General features: G+C 58.0%; 11 protein-coding genes and 1 pseudogene. 1 reads left to right on the top strand and 11 read right to left on the bottom strand.

Annotation, left to right across the window (positions count from 1 at the left end):
* Positions 1 to 62: 62 nt before the first annotated feature.
* From IPM39_01220 to IPM39_01170, 11 genes and pseudogenes are all read right to left on the bottom strand, one after another.
* Positions 63 to 4,046, bottom strand: a complete 3,984-nt coding sequence (locus IPM39_01220; protein MBK8984695.1) for a GAF domain-containing protein — start codon at positions 4,044 to 4,046, stop codon at positions 63 to 65.
* On the bottom strand, positions 4,043 to 6,943 hold the full coding sequence (locus tag IPM39_01215) for a GAF domain-containing protein (protein ID MBK8984694.1): 2,901 nt from the start codon (positions 6,941 to 6,943) through the stop codon (positions 4,043 to 4,045). Before IPM39_01215 ends, IPM39_01220 begins: the two co-directional genes overlap by 4 nt.
* Position 6,944: 1 nt before the next feature.
* Entirely contained in the window at positions 6,945 to 7,385 is a 441-nt protein-coding gene (locus IPM39_01210) for a response regulator (protein ID MBK8984693.1), read from the bottom strand.
* Positions 7,382 to 7,681 (bottom strand): response regulator, encoded by a 300-nt coding sequence (locus IPM39_01205; protein ID MBK8984692.1) that lies wholly within the window; start codon positions 7,679 to 7,681, stop codon positions 7,382 to 7,384. Before IPM39_01205 ends, IPM39_01210 begins: the two co-directional genes overlap by 4 nt.
* Positions 7,650 to 7,811, bottom strand: coding sequence for a response regulator (locus tag IPM39_01200; protein ID MBK8984691.1), 162 nt, complete (start codon positions 7,809 to 7,811; stop codon positions 7,650 to 7,652). Before IPM39_01200 ends, IPM39_01205 begins: the two co-directional genes overlap by 32 nt.
* A 273-nt stretch (positions 7,812 to 8,084) precedes the next feature.
* Entirely contained in the window at positions 8,085 to 9,557 is a 1,473-nt protein-coding gene (locus IPM39_01195) for a glycoside hydrolase family 13 protein (GenBank protein ID MBK8984690.1), read from the bottom strand.
* Positions 9,558 to 9,720: 163 nt separating this feature from the next.
* A complete protein-coding gene (locus IPM39_01190; protein MBK8984689.1) occupies positions 9,721 to 10,209 on the bottom strand; it encodes an aminoacyl-tRNA deacylase in 489 nt (162 codons plus the stop codon).
* Between the two features lie 410 nt (positions 10,210 to 10,619).
* A pseudogene (locus tag IPM39_01185) lies at positions 10,620 to 11,979 on the bottom strand (transposase).
* Between the two features lie 152 nt (positions 11,980 to 12,131).
* Positions 12,132 to 12,521 carry a response regulator gene (locus tag IPM39_01180; protein MBK8984688.1) on the bottom strand — a complete coding sequence of 130 codons (390 nt, stop codon included), beginning with the start codon at positions 12,519 to 12,521 and terminating at the stop codon, positions 12,132 to 12,134.
* Positions 12,522 to 12,694: 173 nt separating this feature from the next.
* On the bottom strand, positions 12,695 to 17,038 hold the full coding sequence (locus tag IPM39_01175; protein MBK8984687.1) for a S8 family serine peptidase: 4,344 nt from the start codon (positions 17,036 to 17,038) through the stop codon (positions 12,695 to 12,697).
* 228 nt (positions 17,039 to 17,266) lie between these two features.
* On the bottom strand, positions 17,267 to 17,872 hold the full coding sequence (locus IPM39_01170) for a hypothetical protein (GenBank protein MBK8984686.1): 606 nt from the start codon (positions 17,870 to 17,872) through the stop codon (positions 17,267 to 17,269).
* Between the two features lie 76 nt (positions 17,873 to 17,948).
* On the opposite strand from IPM39_01170, the gene IPM39_01165 reads away from it, so the two are divergent.
* Positions 17,949 to 18,767 carry a hypothetical protein gene (locus IPM39_01165; GenBank protein MBK8984685.1) on the top strand — a complete coding sequence of 273 codons (819 nt, stop codon included), beginning with the start codon at positions 17,949 to 17,951 and terminating at the stop codon, positions 18,765 to 18,767.
* Positions 18,768 to 18,889: the final 122 nt, after the last annotated feature.

Below are 18,889 nucleotides of genomic sequence, written 5' to 3'. Positions count from 1 at the left end.
CGGTGTGCTTGGCGGGGTGGTTCAGGCGGGCACGGCCGTTTCTGGCAATGTTTTGCTCTTCTTCAGATGGCCGTCCGGTTGTCGATAGGGCAAACGAATGAAAAAGTTGTCCCTATGCCGACCTGGCTTTCGAGCCAAAGCTTACCATGATGCATGGTAACGAGCCACTGGGTAATAGGTAAGCCCAGCCCTGTGCCGCCGGCCGTGCGGGTGGTGGAATTGTCTACCTGTTCAAAAGCGGTAAACAGTTTGTCGAAGTCTTCCTGGCAATGCCTGTACCGGTATCGGGGACGGCGAGTAGGAGGTGGTTGAGTTCTTCGAGGAACGGCCGTTAACCGGATCACCCCTGGGTGTAAACTTGTGGCGTTAGACAACAAATTGATCAAAATCTGCCGCAGACGAATTGGGTCGGCTTCGATGCGCGGCAGATGGGGGGCTATATCACTTTCCAACGTTACTTTTTCATGGATCAGGCTGCGAATGGTTGCCATACAGGCCGTGATGGTCTCGGCAACGTCTACCGGTTCAAATGTCAGGCTCATCTTGCCGGCGCCAATCTTGGCCATGTCTAGAATTTCGTTGATCAGCATCAGCAGGTGGTGGCCGTTGTTGTAAATGGATGTCAGGTCTTCTTCTTGTTCTGGGGTGAGCGGGCCGTCTATGCCCTTCAAAATAACCCGCGAAAAGCCGATGATGGAGTTTAGCGGCGTGCGCAGTTCGTGGGACATATTGGCCAGGAATTGGTTTTTCAGGTGGTCCAATTGGCGCAGCTGCACCACGCTGGCCTGAATTTGCTCAAACAGACGGACATTTTCCAGAGCCAGGCTGGCCTGGGTGGCGATGCTGCGCAGCAACTGCACGTCGTTTTCGCGGTAAGCGCGGGGGTGGGGCGACTGCACGCCCAGCAGCCCGGAGGGCGTCCCTTCACGCAGCAGCGGAATCCACAACTCGGACTGTATGGGATTGTCTTGAGGGAAGGCGCCGGGCAGGGCAACGGCCGTTGTTTCGCTGGTCAGCAGGTGGTGTTTGCTGTGCAAAAATGTGTACAGCGGCTCGTTGGGCTGCAAAATGCGCGTGGTGGTGGGCAGCGTCACCCCCTGGTTCACCACCAGGATCGGCGTTAGCTCGCGGCTGTCCTCCTGATATTGGGCCAGCAGGAAATAACTGTTGTCAATCAACCCGCCCACTTCGCGGTAAATGGTTTGCGCCAGTTGGTCAATGTTCAGGATGCTGGAAATGTTCGATTGAATCTGGTTCAGGAAGATGAGTTCCTGGGCGCTGGTCAGCGCTTCGTCCAGCAGCTTCAGGTTTTCGATTTGGGTGGTCAGGTGGTCTACCACCGTCTGGGCAAAGATGATGCTGCTGGCCGAAAACGGCTGCTGCCCCACCGAATCCAGCGCCAAAAAACCGATCAAATCTTGTTGGCTGGCGGCCGGAATCAGCAGGGAGAGCTGCGCCCCAAATTGGGTGACGTACTGCTCGATTGTATTCGCCGGAACACTCGCCTCGGTCTGGCTGAGCAGCAGCGGTTGGCGCAGTTGATTCAACGTATCAAAGACAAAATCGCCGGCCATGGGGAAAACGGCCGTCTGCGCCCAGCCCGAAGGCGCTACTTCCGCCGCGATCTGGCCGACGCCCTGCTGCTCGTCGTACAAGACAATCCGGCACTGCGACGCGCTGGTATAATCGGCGATCTCCTGCACAGCAATCATCATGGCATCGTCGCGGGTGAGGGCCTGGCTCAGCGAACGGCCGATCTGGTACAACAGTTCCGTCTGGCGCAAAAGCTGCTGGTTCGCCAGGGTGACGGCCGCCTGGTCGGCCAGGGTGCGGAACGGCTGCAAACTGCGCTCATTGAAAGCCGGGCCGGTGGTGTGCAGGATCAGCGTGCCCAACCACTGCGCTTCCACAAAAATGGGGATAAAGGCAACGGCCGTAACCCGATCGTCTGTCCGCAAATGTTGGGCGAATTTGTCCAGCCCGGCTGCCGGCATTGTGTCGTGGACCACCACGATCTCGTTTTTATTAAGCTGCTGCTCAAAAATAAATTGGCTGCGCGGATAACGACCAATGGGTTCAATGGTCAAATCTCCTCGCTGCCAGATGGCCGGGCAGGTTAGATATTCTGGGTCGTCGGCGATGACAATTTGGGCCATGTCCGCCAGCCCAGACTGCCGGGCGAAGTTAATCAGGGCGTTGTACACATCTCCCTGGTTACGCGCCTCGCTGATATGGCGGCCTGTCTCATACAACAAGCTGGTTTCGGTCAGGTTGGCCTGAATCTGGCTGAATAGATCGGCGTTGACAATAGCCGCCGCCAACTGGTCGGCCAGATTTTGCAGCACGGTGATGGATTCTGGGGTAAAGGCGGCTTCTTGCACGCTTTGCACCGACAGCGCGCCGATAACCTGCCCCCGGCTGCGCAGCGGCAGGGCGAGTTCGGACCGGGTGTCTGGCAGTACCGGGTTGGGGGTAAAATCGCTGGCCTGGGCCACATTTTGCGCCACCCGCGCTTCGTTGCGGGCGATGGCGCTGCCGATCATCGAGCCGCTGCCCACAGGCAGGCTGTGCCCACGCGCCACCTGAACCCGCCCCGCTTCGCCCGTTCCCGCTTGCAGCACGGCCGTGCTGCCCGACTCATCCACCAAAAATAGCCCCACGTAATGATTGAACCGCGCCCGGATCAGTTCCACCACCTCTTCGATCAGGCGGTAGCGTTCCAGCATGGAGCTGACAGCGCCGGATACTTCAGCGGCAAGCTGTAACTGGTTGGAGTAGGCGCGGGTGGTTTGCAGCAGGTAGGCATTGTTCAGGGCAATGCCCATTTCCCGAATAAGCGTCTGGATGTATTCCTGGTCCTCGTCGCTCAGGCTAAGTTCGGCCGGCAGGCTGACCTGCCCAAAGGTTTGTTCGCCGATGCGCAGGGGGATGCCCGGCTGCTCTGGGAGGATGGCCTGGTCGAACTGCCGCCGGATGTGTACGCTGCCCGATTCAATGCCGGCCGTCAGCGCCGCCTGTTCGGTGCGCCAGATGCTGTCTACGTAACGGCCGTGCAAAATCTCCAACTCGCGTGCCCGCTGCGTCGTCTCCAGCAGCAAATAGAGGTTGCGCCACAACGTTGCCAGCCCTTGCCCAAATGTGCGCAGCAGGATAGGCAGTTCCTCCTTGTCGTCGGCGGCAATCTGGCTGCTGTGGGCGATAAGCGCACCCAGCCAATCGCCGCCCAGCGGCAGAATAAGCGTGACAGACAGGTTGGTGACATGGCGGGTCTTGTGGTGCTGGTGGATAAATTCACCCTGGCTGTCCGCCTGGGCCTGGATCAGCGTGTGTTGTACGTCTGGGTTTTGTGGCTGAACCAGCTGCCGGTTTTCGGCGGTGGTTGTACGCACCTGCCAGGGGTCGGCGGCGGCTGCTTTTTCGTAGATGGTGACGTGTTCCAACAACAGCGCCTGACAAATGCCACTAACCGCCTCGTCTAACAATTCTGTTTCGCTGGTGGCGCGGGCCAGGCGGGCATTGAGCTGGAGAATTTGGTTCAGGCTTTGGCTGCGTTGTTCCACCGAGCGGCGCAAGAGGCGCTGCTGTTCCAGTTGGGTATACAATGCCTGCTGCAAGGCGATTTGCGACTCTTCCTGGGCGCGAAGCTGCACCACCTCGCGGGTTTCGGCCAGCTTTTCCAGGAAGAGCAGTTGGAAGTTGGTCAATTTGCGCAGCAGCACAACGGCCGCTGCCCGCTCTGCCAGTGCCGTAAACAAGGCATCGTAGATGACCAGATTGATGGCTTGCATCATGTTAGAGCCGGAAATGATCGCCAGCCCTTGTTTTGCCAGGTGGGTGGCGGCCGCGGCGACGTCGAACGTGCTGACCGCGTCTGTCAGATAACGCCAGGCCAGGTCCACGATGTCGGCGGCGATGGCTGGCCCGCGCTGGATAGATTTAAGTTCTTCGCGGTTCTCGGTGACGTATTCGGCAAAGGCGGCGGCGGCGGCCCGGATCATTTCGGCGCGATGCTCTTGCCAGGGCTGTTGGAATGGGGCGTCGGTCATGGCTGGCCCACCGTGTCGGGCGTGGATTGGGTACGGCCGTTTGTTCCCGCCGCGCCTTCCTGGCGCGTGCCCAGGTTCAGGGCCACCGGCTGCCCGGCCACCCGCTCCGAAATCGCCTTCAGCCCAATGTGGATAATCTCATCCAGATCGGCCGTGTTGTGCAGTTGGGCGCTGATGTGCGTCAGTTCTCGCTGCCGCCGGGTGCGGTTTTCGGCATCGGCCAACAGGCGGGTATTGTCTATGGCGATGGCTAATTGGTCGCTCATGGTCTGCAAGACGCCGATTAGCTCGGCGCCAAAGGCGTTGGGTTCCACACTTTGCACCGTCAGCGCGCCGATAATGTGCCCGTGGACGCGCAGCGGCAGCGCCAATTCCGACCGGGTTGCCGGCAGGTGGGGGTTGGCCCGCCATTCGGCGTCGGTGTAGACATCCTGGGTGATGCGTGGCTGCCCATCGGCCGTCGCCCCACCAATCAGCGAACGGCCGCCAACAGTCAGATGATGCCCTTTTTGCAGTTGAATGCGCCCTGCTTCACCGGTGGCCGCTTGTAACACCGCCTCTTGGCTGGCCGCGTCAATCAGGAAAAGGCCGGTGTAATACAATGAGAAGCGTTCCTGGATCAGGTTCACGGCCCGCTCTAACAGTTGGTCTAGTTGCAGAATGCTGGTGGTGGCGGCGGCGATTTCGGCGGCCGTTTGCAGCTGATTGCGCTGGATAGATTGGGCCAACAATGCGTGCTGCACGGCTTCCAACTGCAAGTGGTTGTTCAGGGCGATGGCTAAGGAACCGGCGATGGTTTCTAACAGCTGCACATCTCGTTCGCCAAAAGCGTCGCTGTCGTTTTCGTTTTCAATCGCCAACACGCCGATCAATTCGTTGGCGACAATGAGAGGAAAGCCCAACCAGGTGCTAGAAGGTGCGCCAACGGTGATGGACTGATACTTTTCTGCCAGTTCGGCCACCTGGCGGTTGATGAGCAAATATTGGCGCGAGCGCACCACCTCGCCGCTAAAGCCCTGGTTAACGTCCAGTGGTGGGATGCCGGACAGATCAACTTCCTGGCCGTATTCGTAGGCAAAAATCCAGTTCAGGTGTTGGCCGTCTGGGGTGACGAGGATGACAGACATGGCCGTCGCCTCAAACAGGGAAAATACCTCGCGCCGCGCGCTGTCAAAAATGTCGTGCAGGGTGGGGGCCAGGGAAAGCGCCTGACTGAGGCGGTTAAGGGCGCTGAGTTGGGCCACACGGCCGCGCGCTTCGGAAGCCAGTTGGGCGTTGGATAGGGCGATGGCTGTTTCGTTGGCCATTACCTGGGCCAATTGGGTCTCCGCTGCGGTGAAAGGGCGCTGGTCTGGCCCGCGAAAGATGATGATGCTGCCCTGGGCTTGCGACCCGATCAGCAAGGCGACTTCCAGACTGCTGGCATGGCCGGCGTCGGTCAGGCGGTGGCTTTCGGCATCGCTGAGGTGGGCGTCGCCGAGTTGGCGTGGCCAGGGCTGGCCGGTTTGCAGCACCTGGGCGGAGCCGGGATGCTCGGCCAGATCGTAAATGACGGAGGTGAGGTTGAATTTGTCGGCGGTACGGCCGTCTTCCCAGCGCGTGTAGGTAATTTCGCGGCGCAGGGCGTTGTTGGCCTGGTCCCATAGGGTGATGGTGCAGGCGTTGGCGGTGAACTGCTGGGCAAAGGTGCGCGCTGCCCGCCGGTAGATTTCGCCTACGTCCAGGGTGGTGGCTAAATTGGTGCTGAGGGTGAGCAGGGTTTGGGTTTCGTTGAGATGCTGTTCGGTGCGGGCAAAGAGGCGGGCGTTGTCTATGCTGCCGGCCACCTGGTTGGTCATAATTTGCAAAACGGCCAGGTCTTCTTCGGGAAAGGCGTCGGGTTCGCGGCTTTGCACGTCTAAGACACCCAGAATACGGCCGTGTGTTTGCAGCGGCAGCGCCAGTTCGGAGCGGGTCTCGCGCAGCAAGGGTTCGTTGAAAAAGACCGGATCGGCCAGCACGTCGCGGGCCAGGCGGGCCTCGCCGTGCTGCGCCACCCAACCGACAATAGAGGGGGCGTCCAGATCAATCTGGTAGCGGCGCGTTTTCATTTCGCCGCCGACGGCGCCGGTGGCTTCGCGCAGTGTCAGGTGCTGCCCATCGTCGTCTAGCAGGTAAATGGCGGCAAAATAGAAACCAAACTGGTCGCGCACGGTGTAGACTGTGTCGCGCAGCAGTTCTTCCAAATCGAGTAAGGCGCTGGCGGTTTGGCTAACGGCCGTTACCCGCTGCAACTGCTGCGCCCGGCGCTGCACGAAGTCGGTTTGCTTTTTTTGTTCGGCGGCCAGTTGGTTGGCGGTGCGCAGCGAGCGGCGCATGGCGCTGGCGCTGACCCAGGCCGTGAAGCCAATGCTCAATGTCGTCAGGACATAGGCCAACAGGTCTGTGAGGGTGTAGATGGCGTTGTCGGCGAACAGGTAATAGGCGCTCATGGAGGCGATGATGAGCGCGGTGTAAACCATGCTGGAGCGGACAGAATCAATTGTGGCGATGCCAAGCACCGATATCAGCATTAGATAGGGCAGGGTGGTGATGTTGCCGCTGGCGACAAATTGGATGAAGAAGATGGTATTGAGAACGATAAAAAAGAAGTGAGCGGCCCAAACCGGCTGGCCGCGCCGGACAATGTAGAGGGCGCTGAGGGCAAAGAGGGGCGTAATCAGCAGCTCGGCCAGGGCGGGCAGCAGACTAACGGCGTTGTTGGCGGCCAGGTGGCGGGACAGGTTGGCGAGGGCGCTGAGGAGGGAAACGGCCGTTAACGCAATAATGATATTCTGCGTCAGGCGTCCTTTCTGGATGATTGTCTCATCGTCAGATTGAACAGCCAGCCAGCGCGCAAATGCAGCGGGAAACGTCATCTTATATGCCCAGGTCCCAGATTTCTTCTCCGTTTAAGATTCGGCTGATTTGTTCGGGGAATAAATCGGCGTCCAGGGGTTTCACCAGGAAGCCGTCGAAGCCGGCTTCTCTGGCCTTTTTCATCTCTTCGCTGCTGCCGTGGGCGGTGACAACAACGACGAGCGAGTTGCCCAGCCGGTCATCGGCGCGAATCTGGCGCAGCGCTTCGTAGCCGTCTTCGTGGGGCAGGCGCAAATCCATGAGGATGAGATCCACGCGCGGCATGGTGTTGGCAAACTCCACCACGCCCCAACCGGTGGTCTTCCATTCGCATTTTTGCACGCCCATAAAGGCCAGCAAACGGGCAATGAGAACAAAATTGGAGACGTTGTCTTCCACGACGAGAATGTGAGCGTCGGATGGCTCGATGGCTTTTCGGGTTTTGGTTACGGCCTGATTCATGGTCTCCCTCGTTCATTTTCAGCCAGATAGGTGCGGATCTGGTCTGGCAGACTGTCTACATTGATTGGTTTTTGGATAAAGCCATTGGCCCCAGCTTCCTGGCTTTTTTGTTCGTCTTCTTTGGTCACGTTGGCGGTCAGGGTGATGATGGGCACGGCCGCGAATTGTTCACTTTGGCGCAGTTGGCGGGTCAGGGTGTAACCGTCTGTGCCAGGCAGGTGGATGTCCATGAGGATGAGGTCTGGCGTGTGGGTTTGCAGGTATTCAAACCCCGGTTGGGCCGTCGGCCACGCCATGGACGTGAAAACCGGCGGCCTGAAGCACTCGTTTGACCAGTTTGCGGTTGTCCTGGTTGTCTTCGATGTAGAGAATGGAGGCGTTCTCATTGTTGCCCGGTGTGCCCGGTTGGTCACCATTTCCCTTCATAACTGTGTCCGCTGCCTGATTTTGCCTGTGTTAGAAACTGATAGTGTACTTGATTTCTCCTGCTGTGCCGTTAAGGTTACGAAAAAAGCTGTGCCCGTTTCAGTGTTCGGTGTTCAGTTGGCGTTAACTTTGGAAAAGGCGCACTGAACACTGAACACTGATTACTGGATACCGGATACCGGATACTGCTCCCAAAGATGATCCATGTTACCAAAGATGATCCATCTTATCAAAACTGACCGGTTCTTGTCGGTAGGAGTTTATGGGGATAGATCAATCGGCCCAGACGCGGGCGGCACGGCCGTTTACCCACAGCGTCTGGCCGGCGGCCAACGCCACCGCCTGATCGTCGGCGCATAGGTGTTCAGGCAGCGCGCCGACAAGACCGGCTGGCAGGGTGAAGGATGCGCGGCGGCTGGAGGCGTTGAGGGCGATGACGGCCGTTTGCCCCGCATACTGCCGCTGAAAAACCACCAATCCCCGGTCGGCGTGCAGAATTTGGAAATCGCCCCGGCGCAGGGCTGCTTTGGCCCGCCGCAAGGCGATGAAGCGCTGCATGTCGGCGCGCAGGTGGTTGTGCCATTGGCCGGGGTTGTGCCAGGGAAAAGCGCGGCGGCAGTCGGGGTCGCCGCCACCGGGCAGGCCAATTTCGTCGCCGTAGTAGATGTTGGGCGCGCCGGGCACGGTCATTTGCAGCAGGAAGAGCAGGCGTACGGCGGTGGCATCGCCGCGGGCTACCGTCCAAACGCGGGGGGTGTCGTGGCTGCCCAGCATGTTCATTTGCGCCAGGGTGATTTGCGGGTGGTGTGTCTGGTTGAAGAGTTGGTCTAGTTGGGCGGCAAACCGGGGGGCGCTGAGGGCGGGCATACGCCCGTATCCCGTTTTCCTTGTTTCTGTCTGGTCCATGCTTTTGCCCAAGATGAAGCCATAGGCCAGCCGCGTAAAGTTGTAATTCATCTGCGCGTCGAATTGGTCCCCTTGCAGCCAACGGCTGGCGTCTTGCCATAATTCACCGACGATGTAGGCGTCTGAGTTAACGGCGCGGCAGCAGCGGCGAAATTCTTGCCAAAAGGCGTCGTCGTCAATTTCGTTGGGCACGTCCAGCCGCCAGCCATCAATGCCCTGTTCCAGCCAGTAGGTGGCTGCACGCCAGAGAAATTCGCGCACGGCCGTTGTGTTGGTGTTAAATTTTGGCAGAGCGCGGTGGCCCCACCAGGCGGCATAATTGGGCTTGTCGCGTTCATCATAGGCGTTCAGCGGCCATTTCTGCACGTGGAACCAATCCACAAAGGGAGATTCCGCGCCACATTCCAGCAGATGGTTAAACTGAAAAAAGCCCCGGCTGGCGTGGTTAAACACGCCATCCAAAATGACGCGCATGTTACGGCCGTGGGCTGCGTCCAGAAAATCGCGCAGCGCCTGATTGCCGCCCAGCAATGGGTCCACCTGGTAATAATCGTTGGTGTGGTAACGATGGTTGGACGCCGAGGCAAAAATCGGGTTGAAGAAGATGGCGTTGACGCCTAAATCGGCCAGGTAGTCTAATTTTTCCCGCGCGCCAATCAAATCGCCGCCCTGGAAACTGTGGGGGGTCGGCGCTGCGCCCCAGGTCTGGAAATTATCCGGCTGGATGATATATTCGTCCGCGTAAGAAGCGCGTCGGGCAAAGCGGTCGGGGAAAATCTGGTAAAAAATGGCGTCTTTGACCCAATCGGGAGTGGTGATAGGTGATGTCATAGGAATCATCTAAGAATAATTTCCTGTTTTTTAGATTGGACCAATCTCCAAGATTGGTCCAATCTGGGCCATGTAATTTCTAGATGATCACATAGCTGCTGTTTGATCCTGATTTTTTAGAGTTGTCAAATCTTTAAGATTTGACAACTCTATTCTTGAGTTCATGGTAACGTCAGGTGGCCGAAATAGGGCGCGCGCCGGTGATGCGCATCAGGTCGGCTGCACCCACTTTTACATCTAAGCCACGCTGCCCACCGCTGACATAAATCTGGGCCAATGTTTGGGCGGATTCGTCTATGTATATCTCAAATCCCTTGTTTAGCAGGGCCAGGGCGGAGATGCCCCCTACTTGGAGGCGGGTGATGGCTTCTGCCTCGGCGTGGGTGGCCATGGTTACTTTTTTTTCGCCAACGGCCGTTGCCACTTTTTTCAGGTCTAGCTGCCGGTTGGCAGGGATTATCACCAGGAGTGGTTTGCCTTTGCCGGGGCGCAGGACAACCAGGGTCTTGAACAGTTGGTCGGGGGGCAGATCGAGTCTGGCGGCGATTTCTTCGGCGTCGCGCATGTCGGCAGGAAAGGTGGTGACTTCATAGGGTACGCTGCCCAGGGCGTATTGGACTAATTTGGGTAACGGCGATTGCTCTTTTTTTGCTTTTGCCATGAGTGGAATCTTACCGTTTGAGTTTATTGAAGAAACGCGGAGACGTGGAGATGCGGAGGGATTATTTCTCTGGTAACTCTGTGTCTCTGCGCCTCTGCGCTACCTTTTTCAGTGGACTCCTATCTTAACTTGTCTGGGTGGGGCGGGTAAAATGGTGGCCCTACTGGCGCAAACCGGGATAAGTAGGACGCTACCTCCGGCAATGCCACCGGAAAACCGTATACAGACTTTGGTTTACGGCTACTAGCAGGCTGTCGGAAAAATATCTTCTGAAGGCCCGATGATAGACAAATAACGATTTCAAAGCATCAAGACAAGCAGTTTGCAACTCATATTGGCCTCATTACCATGAATTTTGCACGGTTTTACAGCCCGTTTTCGGGCATCAGGCAGGGGGCAATAACGCCCCATCAACCAACCTGCAAGGTATGCAATCGTTTCAAGTTGTAAGCCAGACAAACCAATGTCCATTCGCCACCGGCAGCAACCAGGCCTCGCAGAGAAAACTGACGGAAACCCAAGGTTTCCTTGATGATACCGATAACCGGTTCAACCGTCGATTTGCGCAAACGGTAGGTGGCTTTGCCGAGGGTGGTCTGCAGTTTGTAAGCCATTTGCTCTTTGACGGAAGCATCATTGGGTGGCGGGTTGGGATTGTCCAGGAAAAAGGCACGCCAACCCTGATGGTGTGGGCTGCGACCGGTGGCGATGTAGGGGGGTCAATGCCGCGCGCTTCCAAGCTGGCGATGTTGTTTTCGCTGAAATAGCCGGTGTCCAAATTGACCTTTTTCGGCTGACCCACGACTGGTGGTACGGTGTCGAGAGTTGGCAGGGCGGCCTGTTTATCGTTGGTATGGTCACACAACCAATTGCCCACTACCAGACGACTGTCATGGTCAACCACTACCTGGACGTTATAATGTTGGTCAAAGCCGCTGTTGGTGGCGTTTTTCATGATGCGCGATTCGGGGTCGGTGAAGTTGTACTGGTCTTTATCTCTGGGTCCTGGAGTGGGTGGCTGCGGTGGTTTGCCCGGCGGCTTTTTTCCTGTGGGTCGGTCTTTTCGGCCCGGGCTTGCATCTTGGCCTCGTATTCGGCTTGCTCGGCTTCATACCGGGCCTGGGCGCGTTCCTCCAGCACCTTCTTGGCTTCGGCCAGCCGCGCCAATTGCTGCTGGCGTCGGGCAATCTCATCGGGAATGTTCATCTCTTCGGGCAGTTGTCCTCCATCGGCAACTTCAGCCAAAGTGAACAACTCCTCGACTTCGGCTTGCAGATAGGCTTCGATAGCCAACAGCCGCTGGTAACTGACCGCTTTGCTCTTGGACGCATCGGCATGGATTTTGCTGCCATCCAGACTGACGTTACCCAATTGCAAATAGCCCATCGCCTGGGCAATCAACAGTATCTGGACAAACAACTCTTTCAGTTCAGCCAGAAATTGTTGGCGGAAAGCCGCAATCGTGTCATGGTCGGGGTGCATGTCACCGGTAATGAAACGAAAGGGAATCACCTCATGGGTGGCGCGTTCAATCTTGCGCGAACTGAATACGCCGCTGGCATAGCTGTAGAACAGCAATCCCAACATCACTTCCGGGGCGTATGGTGGCGCACCCTGCTCACTATACTTTCTATACATGATCCCCAAATCAAGTTGGGCGACGACAGCGACAATGAAGCGAGCCAAATGGTCGGGTGGCAGGACATCGCGCAAGGTGATTTGCAGGTCCAGGGTCTTTTCGTAATCAGCAGTTCTGAATTTTCTTGCCATACCCAAAGTTTACACCGAAATCATTTTTGTTCGGAGAAACGTATCTTCTCCGACAAGCTGCTAGCCAGATGCCACCCTGTCATCCTGTTTTCTTGTCAGATATTACCTTGTCACCTGGTCAGGCATCAGGGGGTGGATGTATCATCCGCTGCTTAACGGCCGTTGATGAGTTCCTGAATGGTCTGAATGACATCCGGGAAATCGAAGGGCTTGGGTAAAAAGCGGGCCTGAATGGCTTCCAGTTCGCTGGCGGTCGGCGAAGGCCAGGCGCTTACCAGGACAAACGGCCGTGTCTCTCCCCGTTTACGCAGTTCCCGCGCCAGTTCCAACCCGGTCATGCGCGGCAGGCGAATGTCGAAGAAAAAGAGGTCTGCCTGCTGGAATTCCGGCTGGTCATACTTCTCCAGCAGGGCTTCCGCGCTCATAAACACCGGATGAACAGTGATACCAAAGAGTCCCAATCCGCTGACCAATAGTTGGGCGATGCTGGGTTCGTCTTCAACATAAACGACATGAATGTTTTGGCTGCGGCTTTTGTTCATAAAGAGTCCTATCGTCGCTTTAAAGTTTCTATAAGCTGTAAGCGGTTTGCTCTAAGTGAGCGTCTAAAAACAACTCCCCATTTTGCGGATTGGTCCAATCTTTAAGATTGGACCAATCTTGGTAAGTAAATTTTAGACAATTTCTAAGCTAACCACTTACGATCATACCGATTCTATTGACGAATGACAATAACCGGGAAGTAATAGCGATAAGGGGGTAAATGGCTCACACGGCCGCGCGTTATCGGTTCGGTCAGGCCATCGCTGATGGTGGCGACAGCCGAAATCCATTCCGGCTTAGACAGGCTCAGCCTGCGGGTCAGGGTCAGGGTCAGGGTCAGACTGTCGCCGGGAGCAAGCGCGCCCTGCCAAATGACGCGCCGGTGGGCCAGGCTGGCTGTGCCACCCTCCACCGCCAGGGTGCTGCTGATGGGGATCAGCGAGTTTGGCAGGCGGAGAACGGCCGTCATCGCTTCCGTCGCGGCCAAACCGGCATTCACCACGGTGAGGTTGTAGGTGACAATCTGCGTGCTGCCATTTGTCGTCACCTGCGCATCCAACCGCGAGGGACGTAAATCGGGCGCGTCCAGCCACACCGAAGCCACCCGGTGAAATGGCGTGTCGTGGCGGGCGTAAGCAATCTCCAATTCATTGTCCACCCGCAGGCCGGGCACGGCCGTTCCTTGCGGCGCGGCCCGATAGTTGATGACGTGGCTTGCGCCGCCGGCCAATGTGCCGTTCCAGCGAATCTGGCGCGCCGCGCTGTCGTAACTGGCGCCGCCGGTGAGTGAGCCGGGTTGCAACGCCAATCCCGCTGGCAGCGTGTTGGTCAGCGTCACCTGATGGGTCTGGTTGGGGGCAAAATTGCGCAGGGTGATGGTGTAAGTGCGCGGTTCGCCGACCGCGCCGACCGGCCGATCCACCTCGAACGTGCTGTCGCCCAAATCGCTGAGCCAGCCGATGATGCCGTTCATCAGGTCGGCGTGTTGTTCAACCGGGGTTTTCTCCAGGGGAACAGCCCAAAAGATGGCGCGGTACGGCCGTTGCCCATCACCCGCCATTGTCTGCAAACCCTGGGCCGCCACACCGGCGGCCATACCCTGATCATGCCAAAGGAAAGGCTCGGCCGTAGGGTTGGCGATCAGGCCATCGCCGTTGTTGCGGAAGTTGTCGAAAAGCAGCGGCAGCGGCCCGGCCGCGCCTGGCGGCAAGGCGGCGTGGCCGCGATACACCTGGGTCGGCGTGATGGATTCCTGGTAGGCCAATACGCCCAGGTAATCGCGCGCCAGAGGCGTCTGCCGGTGATAATACAAAAAGTCCTGGCTGCTAAGGAAGAGCCGCCCACCCTGGTTCAGATAGGCGGTCAGCCGACTGTTTTCTGCCGGGCTGATGGGTTGGAACCAATCGTAGCCGGTGTACCAGACCACATATGGGTAAGCGTCCAGCAGCGCCTGCGGTGGGCTGCCGCGCCGTTCGCCGTCCCAACCGATGTTCCATTCGTCGAAGCTGAAGCCGGCCTGGGTAAGGGCGGCGCGGTAAATGGTCTCCTGGTCATACCAGCGGTCGTCGTCTACCAGCAGGATGTCGCCGGGGACTTTGTGGTGGATGGGCAGACTGCTCTGCGTGGCGGGGACGTTGTGGGAAACGGCCGTTACCTGCCAATCGTACACCCCGTTTTTGGGCAGCGTGGCCGGGAAGGTGACGGTGAGAGTGACAACGGCCGTGTCGCACGGCCCCAGCGTCACCTGATCCTCGGTGAGTGCCGTTTGCCAGGGCACTCCCGACGCGCTCAGGGAGAAGGTATCGGTGACGGTTTCGCTGAGATTTTGCACCGTCAGCGGGTAGACCAGCGCTGCGCCGGGCGGGCTGAAATCGTCAATGGCGGCTGGCAGCCAACGAACGCCGTTGGCGCTGGGCGCTGTTTGGAAAAACGTAAAGCTGCGCGCCAAAATCGCATCCCGGTCGGCCTGCTGCGAAACGCCTTCGAGACCAAAACCGAGATAGGCCAGGTTATAGGCGCGGCATTGTTCCGCTTGTAGGCCAGCGGCCGCGCCATTGGCGTAACGGAAAATCTCGTCGGTCAGGGCGGTGGCCCCGGGGCGGGAAGCGTCTACCGCGAACTGATTGTTGGCGCTGTCGCCGCCGTTAAGGCTGAAACTGAGGCCGTCATACAGTGTGCCGGGCGCGCCGAGGATGGTTTGGGTAACGGCCGTTTTGTTCACAAATTGGGCTTGCAAACGCAAACTCCACCACACCTCCGTCAAGGAGCCGACGCCATCAAAATAGCCCAGGTTTTGGCCGCTGATCAGCATACTGCCGCCGGTCCCCAGATAGCCGGTAATCACGTCGTTGATGGCGATGTAGCCGGGCGAATCTTGCGGCGCGGACCAGATAACCGTGTCGTAGACGGCTAAATCGTCGGCGGTGGGCGGGTGGTATGGGTTATCAATGGACCGGTAGTCGTAACTGTAGTTGAGATTGTCCAGGCTTTGCTGGTATAAGTCGGCGTGGCTGTCGTAATACCAGCCGCCGCTGTCTACCAGCAAGATGCGTGGGCCGCGCGGCAGACGCGCCGTCACATTCCGGGTCTGGTTGGCGGTGATGATGACATGAGCGCGGGTCAGTCGGTAGCCAGGCTGGCTCAGTTCCACCAGATAGCTGCCCGCCGGCAGCAGAATAGACGAGACATCGCCGGGGTTCAGGCGCAGGCTGATGGGCGTATTGTGGATGGTCAGGCTGGCGGCGATGGGGGCCTGATTGGTGGCGTCTACGGCCGTCAGCGCCAGTATACCCGACGCCGGCCGCAGCAAATCCAGATCATAACTGGTCGTCTGGCCGGGCTGGATGACGAGGTTGTTGGCCGACGCCGGATGAAGGCCAAAGGGGGCGGTGGTTAATTGGTAGGTTCCGGGCCGCAGGGCGGCGGTGTAACGGCCGCTGCTATCCGTCACAAAAGCCAGCGGCGCGCCGGCCGGAGTGGTGATGGTGACGACAACGCCGGGCAGCGGCGCGCCGCTGGCGCGCACCACGCCGCTGAGCCAACCATGTGGGCTGTGGGCGCTGACGGCCGCGTAAACGTTCAGCAAGCCCCAGCCGCTGGTCAGGTTGGGAATGGTGGTTGAAAGGGGCACGGCCGTTTCCGTCAGAATGCGGGTCAGGTCGGTGCGCGACAGGCCAGGGTTGGCCGAAAGCAGCAGCGCCGCCGCCCCGGTGACGTGGGGCGCGGCCATCGAAGTGCCATTCGCGTAGCCATAGGACCCACCGGGCAGCGCTGACAAAATCTGCGCGCCGGGGGCGGTGATGGCCGGTTTCACCTCGTTGGTCATGAATGAGGGGCCGCGCGAGGAGAACCAGGTTGCTTCGTCGCGCCTGTCGCTGGCGCCGACGGCCAATACGCCGGGCAGACTGCCGGGCGAAAGCAAGCTGCCGGCTGCGGGGCCATTGTTACCGGCGGCAAAGACCGTCAGAATACCGGCGGCGTGCAAGGCGGCGATGTCTGAATTGAATGTAGTCAGCCAGCCTGGGCCGCCCCAGGAGCCGTTGATGACGTCTGGGGCCAGGCTGGGGCTGCCGTTGGGAGCCAACAGCCATTGAAAACCGAGGTGGATGGCGCTGTCGTAGATCAGCCCATTGGGTTCGGCGATGTTGACGGCGATCCATTGTGCGCCGGGGGCGACGCCGATGCCATTCTGCCCGACGGCCGTGCCCGCGACGTGGGTTCCGTGGCCTAAAACGTCAATCGGCACAGTTTGGGTGGGGGTGGCGGCGTCGTACCAGTTGCCCTGGTGGATAACTGGCCCGCCCTGATTGCCGCGATAGTTGGGCAGCAGCGCCGGGTGCTGCCAATCTACGCCGCTGTCCATGATGCCGACAGTTGCGCCGGCGCCATCCAGTCCCAGGGCGTGCCAGACGTAAGGGGCCTGGATGCGATCTATGCCCCAGCTTTGGCCGGTGAGGGTGGTGGTAACGGCCGTTACCCGGCTCAGAATCCCGGCCACGTCGGCGGTGGGTTGGGGGATGAGCGGCCGTTGGTTGTCGGCGGTAATAGAGGCGACGGCCGGGTCCTGGGCCAACTGCCATATCGTTTCTGCCTGTCCGGTGACGACGATGGCGTTGACAATCCACAGGGGTTGGTATGTGGCGACGACGCCATCAACCTGCCATTGGGCGAGCTGCTGCCGGAGGGGGGCCTGGGTGGAAACGGCCGTTTCTTGTAACTGCTGCACAATGGCGGCGTGTCGTTCTTGCGCCTGGGGTATGTTCTCCAGGGAGCGTAAATTAGCGGCGGCGGCCAGGTGAACAATGTAGCGGTGATTGGTCGCCGGAAGGGTGGCCGATAGCTCTTGTTGCAGTGTAGGGTCTATTTTGTCGGCAACGGCCGTGAGGTGGGCAGCCAAGGGCTGTGGCGGCGAGGGCTGGGCAAAGGCTGGCGCTAATAAAAAGAGCAGCGCACCACAAATACCTATGGCTAAAGACAGACTGAGGAATTGCAGGCGCTTCACCTTCATGGGCGTCATTATAGTGGTCTTTCAACAGGTTGCCAGAATACCTTAAACCAATCTGTAACCATTTCTCATTAAACTCAATGCGACCATTATTGTTTGAAGGATTTATGGCGCGGGTTGGACCATTTTGAGGGAAGACCCAAAATGCAATGATCGGTTGCATTTGCCCTGACTGCTCAAGCAATTGCTGCGCAGCAACAGCCCCACACAAACAGCCAACGGTCCCAGCGGACAGGCTCCTCAAGCCTGTATGATCTTGTTAGCAAAAGCAGCAACCAAACTCATAACCGTAAGCGGTAATCCGTAGGCGCCACCTCTGGCAAATGCCAACAAAAAACGGGATACGGACTTCGGCCTACGGATAATAGTGGTGAGCGCAGCCGAACCATCGCATGACATTGGTGGCGGGCCAAAACGCCACTGTCTGGCCTGGTTTTTACCTTTGCTGGCGAAAGGATGACCAGGCCTTGCCTGGAATATTCTGTTGGCGTTTTGATTTGTGTTTCTTAAAAACAAATGGACAGAAGTTGTTGGATTCTCTAAACTAAAATGGCAGCAGGGCAACGTAACGCTTCTGTATTGGTACTTGTTTTTTATTGGAAAATGTGGGCAAGATGGCGTGGGCAAAACGGCCGTAACCCTGTGAACCAAAACGGTTAAACGCCAAATTTTGTCTGGCATGGATTTAGCCGGTTTAGTAGAGCCGCCTGTATTGGGAAGAAGGATAACGAGATGGTGTTGCAGGTTACAAAACATTATCGAAAGAGACGAACAGAATTTGCCAGGGGAGGGGCCATCAATTCCCGCGTTGTCGTCAGATTTCCGTATGGTCAGGGCGGTCGCCATGCGTTTACGCCTTAAAATTGCCGCCCTTTTGGCTAGTTTTGGTTGTTTTCTGCTTTTTAGTATGCAGATGATAGCTGTGTTTCCTTCCGCACAGTTGGCGTTGGACCTTCTTATTTTCGGCCTGATGACGCTGACGTTTCTGCTGGCGCCAGGTTTGCGGCGCAGCCCGCGCTGGCTTGTTTTGGGGGCGGGTGTGTTCATGTGGGTTGGCTTTAAATTTTTGGCGCTGGAAACAGGCGGACTGAATTGGACTTATCTGGGCATTTTATTGGTTGAAGTTTTCTTTTTGCTGCTGATAGCTGGTCTGGCTTACGAGATTTCGGCGGAATTGGAGGTTTTGCACAGGGGCGAGCGTGTTCTAGGCATCGGCACGGCCGTTCCCCCAGCCCTCGATTCGGAAACCGGCCTTCGCCTGGTTCAGCAAGAGATGAGGCGGAGTCGGCGGCAGGAACGGCCGTTAAGTCTCATCGTCTTTAATCCCTTCCCGCTAGACAAAGCCCAGCCGCCAGCTTTGGCCGTGGGAATACCGGCCAATCTGCAAGTTGCTTACCAAAAAGCCAGAATCAGTGAGGTAATTAATCACGGGCTAAGGCTGGCCGATCTCCTCTTGGTAGAACGTCGCCAGGAGAGATTTGTGATCATTTGCCCGGAAACACCACCCCACGAGGCCGAACTATTGGCAAACGTATTGGCCCAAACCATCCACCGCGAATTTGGTTTTGTTCCCGCCTGTGCCGTCACTTCTTTTCCCGCCGATGGCCTCACGTTCAACAGGCTGCTCACGCTGGCTGCAGCCCGCCTGGAGAATGCCGCCCCTGGCAACCAGCCCATCTTGACTCGTGTAGAGGAATATGGTGAAAATCAAATCACGGGCCAAACGCGAAGCGGCCTATGATAAGATAACATCTCCCCCATTTGGGGGAGATAAGAACCCCCTAACCAACCGATGACACCAGACAGGGTTCGTTGTAGCATTTATTGATTATTCGTGTATCTATCTTCAGTAACCTGGTGCAG

It is taken from the genome of Candidatus Leptovillus gracilis (assembly GCA_016716065.1).
GTDB classification, from domain to species: Bacteria; Chloroflexota; Anaerolineae; order Promineifilales; family Promineifilaceae; genus Leptovillus; species Leptovillus gracilis.
The sequence above is the reverse complement of the archived record's forward strand: the minus strand, read 5'-3'. Positions and strand labels throughout refer to the sequence as shown.

Coding starts and splice junctions, on each gene's coding strand:
- IPM39_01220 (MBK8984695.1), bottom strand. CDS start 4,046: ATGACCGACGCCCCATTCCAACAGCCCTGGCAAGAGCATCGCGCCGAA.
- IPM39_01215 (MBK8984694.1), bottom strand. CDS start 6,943: ATGACGTTTCCCGCTGCATTTGCGCGCTGGCTGGCTGTTCAATCTGAC.
- IPM39_01210 (MBK8984693.1), bottom strand. CDS start 7,385: ATGAATCAGGCCGTAACCAAAACCCGAAAAGCCATCGAGCCATCCGAC.
- IPM39_01205 (MBK8984692.1), bottom strand. CDS start 7,681: ATGGCGTGGCCGACGGCCCAACCGGGGTTTGAATACCTGCAAACCCAC.
- IPM39_01200 (MBK8984691.1), bottom strand. CDS start 7,811: ATGAAGGGAAATGGTGACCAACCGGGCACACCGGGCAACAATGAGAAC.
- IPM39_01195 (MBK8984690.1), bottom strand. CDS start 9,557: ATGATTCCTATGACATCACCTATCACCACTCCCGATTGGGTCAAAGAC.
- IPM39_01190 (MBK8984689.1), bottom strand. CDS start 10,209: ATGGCAAAAGCAAAAAAAGAGCAATCGCCGTTACCCAAATTAGTCCAA.
- IPM39_01180 (MBK8984688.1), bottom strand. CDS start 12,521: ATGAACAAAAGCCGCAGCCAAAACATTCATGTCGTTTATGTTGAAGAC.
- IPM39_01175 (MBK8984687.1), bottom strand. CDS start 17,038: ATGACGCCCATGAAGGTGAAGCGCCTGCAATTCCTCAGTCTGTCTTTA.
- IPM39_01170 (MBK8984686.1), bottom strand. CDS start 17,872: ATGGCGACCGCCCTGACCATACGGAAATCTGACGACAACGCGGGAATT.